Source organism: Pseudomonas sp. R3-57, from assembly GCF_051132065.1.
Classification (GTDB): domain Bacteria; phylum Pseudomonadota; class Gammaproteobacteria; order Pseudomonadales; family Pseudomonadaceae; genus Aquipseudomonas.
Genome location: NZ_CP071656.1, coordinates 33,157 through 42,591, shown reverse-complemented (window position 1 = coordinate 42,591; position 9,435 = coordinate 33,157). Strand labels below are relative to the sequence as shown.

The 9,435-nt window shown below is 56.1% G+C and carries 20 protein-coding genes; 1 reads left to right on the top strand and 19 read right to left on the bottom strand.

Annotated elements, in window-relative coordinates:
• The first annotated feature begins 258 nt into the window (after positions 1–258).
• On the top strand, positions 259–537 hold the full coding sequence (locus J3P93_RS27710; protein WP_252886143.1) for a hypothetical protein: 279 nt from the start codon (positions 259–261) through the stop codon (positions 535–537).
• Between the two features lie 6 nt (positions 538–543).
• On the opposite strand, the gene ligD is transcribed toward J3P93_RS27710, so the two are convergent.
• The 19 genes from ligD to J3P93_RS27615 all read right to left on the bottom strand — a co-directional run bounded on the left by ligD (position 544) and on the right by J3P93_RS27615 (position 9,342).
• The gene (ligD, locus tag J3P93_RS27705; RefSeq protein ID WP_434598614.1) at positions 544–1,497 is read right to left on the bottom strand and encodes a non-homologous end-joining DNA ligase; all 954 of its coding nucleotides are present in this window, start codon (positions 1,495–1,497) and stop codon (positions 544–546) included.
• Positions 1,498–1,556: 59 nt separating this feature from the next.
• On the bottom strand, positions 1,557–2,060 hold the full coding sequence (locus J3P93_RS27700) for a hypothetical protein (protein WP_434598612.1): 504 nt from the start codon (positions 2,058–2,060) through the stop codon (positions 1,557–1,559).
• A 6-nt stretch (positions 2,061–2,066) separates the two neighbouring features.
• Positions 2,067–2,471: a hypothetical protein gene (locus tag J3P93_RS27695; protein WP_434598610.1), complete on the bottom strand. Its 405-nt coding sequence runs from the start codon at positions 2,469–2,471 to the stop codon at positions 2,067–2,069.
• A gap of 181 nt (positions 2,472–2,652) precedes the next feature.
• Positions 2,653–2,997: a hypothetical protein gene (locus J3P93_RS27690; protein ID WP_434598608.1), complete on the bottom strand. Its 345-nt coding sequence runs from the start codon at positions 2,995–2,997 to the stop codon at positions 2,653–2,655.
• A 6-nt stretch (positions 2,998–3,003) separates the two neighbouring features.
• Positions 3,004–3,237 carry a hypothetical protein gene (locus tag J3P93_RS27685; protein WP_434598606.1) on the bottom strand — a complete coding sequence of 78 codons (234 nt, stop codon included), beginning with the start codon at positions 3,235–3,237 and terminating at the stop codon, positions 3,004–3,006.
• Between the two features lie 22 nt (positions 3,238–3,259).
• Positions 3,260–3,775, bottom strand: a complete 516-nt coding sequence (locus J3P93_RS27680) for a hypothetical protein (RefSeq protein ID WP_434598604.1) — start codon at positions 3,773–3,775, stop codon at positions 3,260–3,262.
• The gene (locus tag J3P93_RS27675; RefSeq protein WP_434598602.1) at positions 3,772–3,999 is read right to left on the bottom strand and encodes a hypothetical protein; all 228 of its coding nucleotides are present in this window, start codon (positions 3,997–3,999) and stop codon (positions 3,772–3,774) included. Before J3P93_RS27675 ends, J3P93_RS27680 begins: the two co-directional genes overlap by 4 nt.
• A gap of 9 nt (positions 4,000–4,008) precedes the next feature.
• Positions 4,009–4,320: a DUF5440 family protein gene (locus tag J3P93_RS27670; protein WP_434598600.1), complete on the bottom strand. Its 312-nt coding sequence runs from the start codon at positions 4,318–4,320 to the stop codon at positions 4,009–4,011.
• A gap of 14 nt (positions 4,321–4,334) precedes the next feature.
• The gene (locus tag J3P93_RS27665) at positions 4,335–4,598 is read right to left on the bottom strand and encodes a hypothetical protein (RefSeq protein ID WP_434598598.1); all 264 of its coding nucleotides are present in this window, start codon (positions 4,596–4,598) and stop codon (positions 4,335–4,337) included.
• A gap of 2 nt (positions 4,599–4,600) precedes the next feature.
• Positions 4,601–4,858, bottom strand: coding sequence for a hypothetical protein (locus tag J3P93_RS27660; RefSeq protein ID WP_434598596.1), 258 nt, complete (start codon positions 4,856–4,858; stop codon positions 4,601–4,603).
• A complete protein-coding gene (locus J3P93_RS27655; protein ID WP_434598594.1) occupies positions 4,855–5,181 on the bottom strand; it encodes a hypothetical protein in 327 nt (108 codons plus the stop codon). The genes J3P93_RS27660 and J3P93_RS27655 overlap by 4 nt, the downstream gene beginning before the upstream one ends.
• Before the next feature lie 241 nt (positions 5,182–5,422).
• Positions 5,423–5,650 (bottom strand): hypothetical protein, encoded by a 228-nt coding sequence (locus J3P93_RS27650; protein WP_434598592.1) that lies wholly within the window; start codon positions 5,648–5,650, stop codon positions 5,423–5,425.
• Between the two features lie 19 nt (positions 5,651–5,669).
• A complete protein-coding gene (locus J3P93_RS27645) occupies positions 5,670–6,011 on the bottom strand; it encodes a hypothetical protein (protein WP_434598589.1) in 342 nt (113 codons plus the stop codon).
• A 12-nt stretch (positions 6,012–6,023) separates the two neighbouring features.
• Positions 6,024–6,560, bottom strand: a complete 537-nt coding sequence (locus J3P93_RS27640) for a hypothetical protein (RefSeq protein WP_434598587.1) — start codon at positions 6,558–6,560, stop codon at positions 6,024–6,026.
• Positions 6,557–7,150 carry a hypothetical protein gene (locus J3P93_RS27635; RefSeq protein ID WP_434598585.1) on the bottom strand — a complete coding sequence of 198 codons (594 nt, stop codon included), beginning with the start codon at positions 7,148–7,150 and terminating at the stop codon, positions 6,557–6,559. The genes J3P93_RS27640 and J3P93_RS27635 overlap by 4 nt, the downstream gene beginning before the upstream one ends.
• 137 nt (positions 7,151–7,287) lie before the next feature.
• Entirely contained in the window at positions 7,288–7,497 is a 210-nt protein-coding gene (locus tag J3P93_RS27630; RefSeq protein ID WP_434598583.1) for a hypothetical protein, read from the bottom strand.
• A gap of 47 nt (positions 7,498–7,544) precedes the next feature.
• Complete coding sequence (locus J3P93_RS27625) at positions 7,545–7,868, bottom strand: hypothetical protein (RefSeq protein WP_434598581.1); 324 nt, start codon at positions 7,866–7,868, stop codon at positions 7,545–7,547.
• 78 nt (positions 7,869–7,946) lie between these two features.
• Entirely contained in the window at positions 7,947–8,195 is a 249-nt protein-coding gene (locus J3P93_RS27620; protein ID WP_434598579.1) for a PapB/FocB family fimbrial expression transcriptional regulator, read from the bottom strand.
• A gap of 76 nt (positions 8,196–8,271) precedes the next feature.
• Entirely contained in the window at positions 8,272–9,342 is a 1,071-nt protein-coding gene (locus J3P93_RS27615; protein ID WP_434598576.1) for a hypothetical protein, read from the bottom strand.
• Positions 9,343–9,435: the final 93 nt, after the last annotated feature.

The following is a 9,435-nucleotide window of genomic DNA, read 5'->3' as shown; positions in this document are numbered from 1 at the left end:
CCACGGACTGAGTCACCCTCCCATGCGCTGTGTGCAGATCCTGCTGCTGTCCTTGTCAACGCTCTGCGGTGCTCTGCTGGGCACCAGTCAAATCGCCGCGAACCTGTCCGCCGCTTTCCGCCGCCGGCGATCACCCTGTCACTGCCATTGGTCGTCGTGACCTGCCAGCCCTGAACGTTTCGGCCATCCGGCCTGCACCTCTGTCAACCCACAGGTTCCAAAAAGCAGGCGCACCAGGTCATCACGGGAGGCGCGCAAATGACCTATACAGTCAACATCGATCAGTACGAGCTGGAATGCGACATCATCGAACTGGTCGACGTGCCGCCCGATCCCTGGGCCACGTCCAGCGACTGGGATGCCTACGGGGATCGCGAGCTGGTGTTCCGGATCGTGTCCGCGCGGATCTACGACGAACATGGCCAAGCCATCGACGCCGGCCGCAACGCCTGCGCGCAGATTGCCGAGGACTATGCCGAGTTGATCGAGCAAGAATTGTGGCGGCAGATCAAGGCCGAACGGCAGGACGTCGCTTGACCTTGTTCAACCTTCGCGGCCGATGCCGGTGGCGGGCTTGTCGTCACGCATCCCCTGAAACACCCCATGGCGCACCCGGCCGGACGGGGTGATTTCCGCATACTTCACCTCACACAACAGTTGCGGATCCAGCCACACCACATCCAACCCCTTGCGCAATGCCGGCACTCTGGCCAGCGCGCTGGTGTCTCGCTGCAGATCGCCCAGGCGCGCGCGCAACCCGACCAACTTTCGATCACTCAAACCGGACTGCACCCGGCCGGCGTAGACCAGCTCGTCCGCCTCGTCCTGCAAGGCGATCAGCAATGAGCCAATGCCACCGGCCGCGCGCGTGTACCCGACGATGACAAACTCCTGACGGTTGTGGCATTTGAGCTTGATCCATTCTCCGTCACGCTCGGAGACGTAGCGACTCCCGGCGCGCTTACCGACCACGCCTTCCATGCCCATCGCGCAAACGTTGGCCAACAGGTCACGCGGATCCACGGCGAAGGCTTCGGAAAAACGTACATGCTCCAACGGTGTGCGCTCGATCATTGACTGCAGCAATGCCCGGCGCCGCTCGATGGGTTCGCCGCGCAGGTCCCGTCCGGCCAGATACAGCAGATCGAAAACGAACAGCACCAGGTCATCGGTTTGCCCCGAACTGAACGCGCCTTGCAGGGGATGGAAGATCGGTCGACCGTCCGCGTCCTGGGCAACCACTTCGCCGTCCAGCCAAGCCGAGGTCAGGCCAAGCTGGGCCAGCTCCGTCGCGATCCGGGGCAGGCGGTTCGTCCAGTCGTGGCCGTTGCGAGTAAACAGGGTGACGTGCTCGCGGATCCGCGCGGTAAAGCGATAGCCGTCAAACTTGATTTCGTAATGCCAATCGCCGGCTGGGGGGACGCTGGCCAAGGTGACCAGCTTGGGTAGGATCTGTTCCGGCCACGGATCCGCGACCGGTGGTTTGCGCTTGCTCATGCCCGGCTCCTGTCTGCAGTCCTACCAGTGTAGGCAGACGTGCGTGAGCCGGATGGTGATTACTGGGACTGCTTGCCGCTGTCCATGGCGTACATGGCCAACTGCAGGTCGGTCAATGCCTGACCGTTGGCCTGGTAGCCGTTGTGGCTACAGGTGATGCTGGTCACGCCGTCACGCTGGTTTTGCAACGGGGCAAAGCTCACTTGCTCGATGCCTGAAACTCGCGTCTTGAGTGCCACCCAAGCCACGCCATGGTTACAACTCACGTTTTCCGCAACGAACTGCTGCGCGGCGCTCTCGGCACTGGCCAAAGTGTTGTGCGCGTGCTCCATCACTGCATTCAAAGCTTCCAGCGGAATCCCCGGAAAGCCCTGTGCAGGTACGTTGGCCAACGATACGACTGGGATGCCCCCTTGTCGGCTCGGCTGCGCTGGTGGGACTTCTGCCGGCGTCACAAGCTGGTAAAGCATAAAGACCGCCAAAGCTCCCAGCACGACCAAGCAGCTGACATTGCGGATCAACTCGGAGGTCGCAAGCGCGTTTTCCCACTGGGATCTGGTCATGACTGGTTAGCCCGCTTTCACGAATTCAAGGTTGCGATAGAAGATCACGCCGTTTTCAAGACGAATGTTGCGCAGTCCATTTTTCACCGCGATGACGGTTTTGGACACAGGCTGACCTATCTCGCGCTGGGTCTTGTATTGACCATTGAGGTAGATTTCCTCGTCGACGCGATACGTGTCTTCTTCGGCCGCAATGGTCAGAACGCGCGGGTGCTTGCCCTGGTCTTGAGTCTTCTCGACCCAGCGACCCGACAGCGCGTTAGTGCTCTGCGCTTCGCAGCCAGCGTTCAACAGCCCGGCCAGCACAACAACCATCACCGCAAGACTACCCTTCAACATAATTTCCTTCCTTTGCGCGGTCTGCGCGTCCGTGAAACGAACTTGCCCGATATCGGTAAAGTCAATATTCATTAAATTGCTAGCATAAGTCAACCTGGCGCCGGCGGATCGATCGCTATTTTGCTAGCAGATCCTGCGGTGACATCAGCGTGCCGCGTCACCACAGTTGCACCTGTTCAAGCTTCTGATAGTATCCCTCGCGCAGGCTGGCTCCTCTCAGATTTGGCCTGCGTTCTAATTTTTAACCCGGCCGTCACACGCCGGGTTTTTTTCGCCTGAAAATTGGGGTGTTAGCCCAGCTGTCTGCCCAATCACCCACATCCCTGGCAATCATCGCCAGGAAACCTGCCAGGTACGCATAGACCATGCCCGCGCTGAGGATACTGACAGCGATTTGCAGCCCACTCGTGCTGAGCCAGTTCATATCAGCGATGTTCAGCACTACGGGACCAACGCCGAAAAAACCCAACACGGCGTTAAAGGGGTGGTTATCCCCGAAGGCCAGGAAGCGAAGGTACATCAGAATGCCGGCCGGTATGGCTAGCGCACTAAGGCAAAACATAGCGATCTGGATGATCACAGAAACTGCCGTTTTCATGGAACGTTACCTTTCCGAACCCGACGCGGCGCGAAAGATTACCCAACCACCCACGAAAATCATCGCAATAATTCCAAAGAGCTGGGCGAACCTGAACGCGTCCGACGCGATGCCCTTGCAAAGCGCAACGATTCCGACCAGCACACAAGCGGCCAGGAACACACAGATGACACGCCCCATAGGCTGGCACCACAACCGACGAATTCTCGCCAGAACGCTGGGTTTCTTATCTTCGTACATGCCTGCTTTTCCTTGTTGGGCGTTATTCGACGTGGACACTTACTTTCGCACCCGCACCGGTGACGATTGGACTGCCAGCGCCATGAGTTGAAATATTGGTGGATCCCGGTGCGCAATCGGAGCTTTGCCCCGGCGCGTAGGTTTTTCCATTAATAACCACCACGCTGTTTTCGCCAGTGACGATTGGGGAGTTTGCCCCGGTCGTCTGGCAGTTGTGCGCACTGACCGTTGGGCCTGCCTGCTTGGCCTCCCGCTCTTTCGTCTCGTCTATTGATGCCTGGTCGACAAGCGTCTGGACTTGCTCGCTCAAGCGTGGGCTACGTGTGGTATAGGCCCACGAATAGAACCCAACGGCGCCGATCACCAACAACACAGAAACGGCACGCAAAAACTTGCGCTGTGGACTGCGACGGCTCCGCATGGCGGCGAGGAATGCCAAGGCAAGCAGCACAGCGATAACAACGCCCGTCACGACGGGATGCTGCTGTGTGAACCGCCAGCCGTTGATTAGCCCGTCGATCACTTCTACTGGAATCATGATTTACCCTTTGAATTTGAGGCACTGTAGTGCCGGAACCAGTAACGCGCGCCAAGCCAGATCGAGAGCCACAAAAGCGCTGGAAAAAGCGCACGGAAAACCAGTGACGCATTGATTTGGACGCCTATATAGCTTTGGTACACCAGTTTGCCGCAGCCGATGCCAGCAAGAGTCAAAACCAGCAGAAGCCAAAAGTAGCGGTCGATGAATGCCAAGATTTTCATTTGTCCCCGTTACTTCAAGCGCATTGCATCAGGCGGGGGCAGGTCGCGATAAAGCTGACCATTGCTGAGTTGCAGCGTGACGCAATCAGGAACCATCGTTACGATGATGCCGGGGCCGTCGAGCTGGCCCTCGGGGATGTCCCAACCCTCAATGGTGCTGGGCTTAAGCTCGTACAGTTCATTGGTGTTCAAATCACGAAGAACCCACGTTTTGTTACCGGTCATGCCTTCATGGCTGACAACGTGAAGCTCGGTTCGCAAACCCTCTGGAAGCGGCGACCAGGTTGGGCCTACGTCGCTAAGTACATTGGTGTTTGACATGGATCTTTCCCTTATCAGTTTGTGGGTTTGTCTGCGCGTTTATCAGGCCCGGTTAGGATCAAAACCATACCTACCAAAGCACCACAAACAGCCGCATAGGAAAGAGGGGCATAACCCAGCATGCCTATATTGAGTCGACCGGACGGAACACCTGTTGGAAGTGGAATCGACAGGTCGGGAAAGAAACTCAGGACAACGCAGATCGCCATGAAAATCAGCGCGCCAAAAAGCGCAGCGAGAGCCAGGGCTGTGAGCTTCGGATTCAACAGATCGCGCATGATTATTTCTCTTGGGTGTCGGTGGCTTGGCTGTTCGTAACTGGTAATTCCTTCGATTCTTCCCGACGGTTGCGACCATCATTCAGCACAACGATGACCATGCCTGGAATCGCGAAGATTCCCCCCCACCACAACGCGGTCGAGAGTTCGGCCTTATTGATCTGATAAAACATCCAGATTCCTGACCCAATTGCAGCGCCGATGAACATCAGCAGAAGGCCGAAATAGCCTAAGCCAGTAAGTTTCGCTTGTCCTTTCATCGTAGTTTTCCTGATTTTTCTGATTGCTGAATCGGGAAACAATCAATAGTGAAGCTGGTTCCTTTCTCAAGGGTGAGCGTATTGGGCTTCGCGTCCTTGAAAGTCTCATTCATCAATTCACCTTGTGGTGAACGAATTTCGCAACCTGGGGCACCCGCAACAATGGGCCGATCAAAGGTTCTGAAATCCCATGGCTTGGACTGTTCTTCTGCCTTACGCGCGAGCGCGACCCATCCGAGAAAGACGAGCATCATGAGCATCGCCACTGTCGTGACCGCAATAATGTAAAGCGGTTTTTTGCTAATCTGTTTCTTCATCGACATCACCAATCTCTTTTCTTGGCGGATCTAAGTTCACGCAACCCGACCAACGTTGCGGCCAAACCGAAGCCCCCAAACGGCACCAGAAGCGCGCAAAACTCGCTGCGCAGATCAGGCCCCACGAATGGATATACCCATATCGCAAGCATGCTTGACGAGGCGATGAACAGGATTGCTAGTCCACCCCAGACCCAAATCAAGTTTGCGCGTCGAGCAACTCTCTGAAGTTCGGTCATACTGTTTCCTAGATGTTTCGAGCTGGCCAGCGACCGTGGATCGCGACCGACCATGCTACGGTTGCAAGATCGCGAATCAGCGGCCACGACATTAGTCCGTAAGCTGAAAGCCCCAACGCTAAAACGAGATTTGAGCCAGCCGCTGACGCCGCAAAAGCCGATGCCAGAACAATGGCCAAGGCCGCTATTTGGAGCTTCATGGTCAGCGAGGTTGTGTACTCAAACAAACGCTTCATCCGACATTACCTTGAACAGTTATTGGCAAGACTGATTAGTGACCCGCCACCCGGTACGATTTTCGGCGTCGACCTTCGCTCGCTGCATGGTGAGTTCACATTTGCGACCTGCAATCAAAATGGGTACCGCAGCTGTATCGGCCCAAACCCTTGGCCCTCCAACAACAATTAGGGAGTGCATCACATAGTCGCCGGCCAACCCAATCGCAGCCTCCGGCGATCCAGATCGATCAAAGTTGAAGCTGTCCTTCGCCGGTTCGCTCACAGGAGCCTCTTGGCGCACGTATAGCGCATGGATGGCCGCGCCTCCTGGTACGCCTGCGATCAAACCCAATAGAAGTCCTGCTGTTAATCGGTTCATGCTCTTTTCCTACTACCAGAAAGGAATCATCGGGACGGACTCGCGCCGATCCAATGCAGCTTCATGGCTGTCATGGAATGCCCGGTATGCTTCGATGTTCGCTTCACAAAACCGCTCCAATGCATCAGGGGTCAGGCGCGGGCTGTAGACCTGTGGTGGTTCTTCATCGGCGTCCATGAACTGCTGAGTGCCATCTTCGAACTCACGCAGCCAGGCCACTGTCACCAACTGCTCCACCTCAGTGGTGAACGGCCAGTCGCGGGCGCCGTTAGGGTCGAAGGTAAGGCCTTGGAAAAACTCAACGAGCTGCTGTGAATGCACCGGGTCAACGGCCTTGGGCCGGAAGATAAAAGCTCCATCGCAAGAGCCGCAAACCACGCCGTAGGTAACAATAGGCGCGATGACGAACACACCCGAGTCGTTCGGCCCTTTGTAGGCCGAAGCCTCATGCTGGGACTCGACCATGCAGTGCGGGCAATCCAGCCACACACTGGTACTGTTAGCACGAACTGCCCTTGTCACTTCAATCAAATCAGTATCACTGCTCATGCTGCCCGCCTTGCCTTTTTGTATCGTTCAGCGTGGGCACATAACACCGGGTGCATAGCATGACCATTGCGCAGAGCAGAAATCGCCTGACCGATCACGTAACGTGCCTGCTGCCGTTTAGTAGGTGCTTCAACGGGATCGACTGTCATGTCGTCAGCCACATAACCAGCAGCCTCCAACTGGGAAGCCAATGCCTTGAGGTCGAATCCTGTGGCCAGATTCAGCAATGCAAATGCACCGATCCACGCAACGAGCGCTTCCTCGTCGGCAATGCAGTTGGGTAGAGCGGCAAGCATCGACTGCGCCTGCTCTATGTCCTTGGCCAACTTGTCATTGAACAGTGCTTCAAAAGCGGCAGAACCATGGGTAGCGAGTGCTGACGTGTGGGAGAGGTAAGCCCGTTCAACGGCGTCCGGGTCGTTCTTCTCGGTTACAACGAATGGAACTTCGTTAAATACAAACCGAACGCTCAACCCTGTCTCTTGAGCGCGCTCGATTGCTTTACCTGCAGCGGTACGGATGTCACAACCGAACGGCAGCGACAGAGACAAGGTGCCATCGGGCAAAGCGGCTTCTTCCATCAAAACCATGGGGACAACTCCTGACGATCTGTGATTCCCGGACGCGAAAAGCCGCGTCTCTCTACTGGCTCGGCCCAGCTTTTTAGGGCTGGGCTTGTGGTGTACCTCGGCGGCAGATCCGCCGCGAATTCCTCGATCACTTCGTACTAGGCTGTGAGTTCGCGGAGGCGTTCTGCGGCAGTGATTGCCGGCATTGGAAATGGCCCACAGCCTTTCAGATTAGAAATCTGTACATCACTGATGATGGAGCGACCTTCGCTAATCAGCACATTCATGTCGTAACCAATTTGCACTGTCGCGCCCATGGATTCAGCTTTCGAAATCAAGGTTTTGAGTTCTTTGTTGCACGTCGACATGGGTGATTTTCCTGAACTGGTGGCCCCGGCGAGCCGGGGCGGGCTGGTTAGGCTGCGAGCAGCTTCGGCACTTCACGCAGAGCGATTTGCACCAGGTCTTTGAAGTAGCGTGCCGTGTTGCCCTCAGGGTCAGCGATGACGACATCCATGATTACCTTCGGCTCGACTCCGGCTTTCTTCGCCATCAGATCCAGTGCTTCCAGCGCGGCCAAGGTTGCAATGTTGGCTTTCAGCTTCAAGTTGCGCTCTGCACGAATGTCAAACACCGCTTCGTCTACCAGCCATTCCTCAGCTTCAAGGTACTGGCGCGCAACATCACAGGAGACATTTGCAGCTCTTACGACCGCTTCAATCTTGGCTTGCTTGTCCATCCGGCTGCTTCCTCAGTGATTCATTTCAATGAGGCGTATTCTATAGATACCTATGGAATAAACAAGCAATTTCCACTCTTAAATATAGAATTTTTTTACTTCGTGCACGAATGCATGCTTGTCCTGGATCCCCTTCAACCGGTTGTAAAACTGGCTAGGTGTCACGCGGTGCTTATCGGTCGCCTCCTTGGCGCTCAGACCGCTTACAAGATGATCGCGCAATGCGGCGATCACCTTTTCGCCGCTGGTTTTGGTGTCGCTCAGCAACAGCTCAAAATGCTCCGCGTCAACTTCCCCTGGCTTTAAAGCTGGTACATCACCGGCCATCAACGTAGCTCCACAACAGAATCGAATTCCATAGTTTAATATGGATCATGCTTAGATGGCTATGCGGGCAGCCCTTTCACCACAAGGTCAGCTGTTCGTGCGCAGTGACGTCAATGGCTGGAATGATTCCAGGGGAACGCGAATCCAAGGCGTTATCCGGATCACGGAGGGAATTCGAAAGGATTGCAAACCGCTCGCGATTCGGCGGATCCCGTCTGACAGTGAACGACTCGTCTACGACATCATTGATCCTTGCCCACTGGTTCCAGGCAAACGACCGGCCCAGGCCGACAGTGGTCGTCGTACTGGGGAACCCAGTCGCATCCCGCACCAGTTCTTCCCAACTTGCACCGAACCTCACTTCATCAAACCGGCTGTGCTTGCCGGTCAGTGCGTTGCGCTCCAACACCAAGGCGCGCTCAAGCAGGTCGGGGTGATTGGCCGCGAGCCAGTAGAGCTCCCATTGCTTTGAGGCCGGACAGAAAAAACACGCTGACTTGATCGGCACCAGGTCATCACCCAAGGCCTTGGTAATGGCCTGCACACATTCCCGTCTAGCCCAGCCCACTATCTGCAAGGGGTACACGTAATCGAAATCAGCGTCTGCCGGCTTCAATCCTTTGGAACGACGCATATCAGCTTTACCGCAGTCGTACCCGATCAGCTTTACGATGCGCTGCCCGGTTTCCCGTGCGCGTAGCCAGACCGGGTGTGCAGGCTGCGCATTAGGGCCACGGCGCGCTCCTTTCAAAAACTGGTCTTGGGGAACCTGCTTCCACTTGATGGAACAAGATTTCATGCCGAAAGCGAGACTCGGTAGTGTCTCGTTCTTGAGGCAATTGCCGTACAGATCGACGTAGCCGGTTGATGCTTGGGGCACCTTGCGGCAGACGTCGATCCTCGGCCAGCCCCAGGCATCGAGCACGCGGTTCATCGCTTCCACATGCAAAAGCGTTTCGGGTTTCTCTGCGCCCGTATCTGCGAAAGTGATCACATCGGGGCGCACCCCCGCAGCATGCAGGGCAACGATCATTGCCGTGGAATCTACGCCCGAGCCAAAGCAAAGCGACAACAAACGGCCAGACAACGCCGTTTGTAGAGCTTCTATCTGTTCGGTGTTCAGAATACCGACGGCATTTTGCAGCATGATTTTTCCACCCTGGTACAAGGACGCAGAAAGCGCGTCATTTCACGACCACAACCCCGTGCAATGACGGGGTGCGGCCTGGCTAGCCCAAGG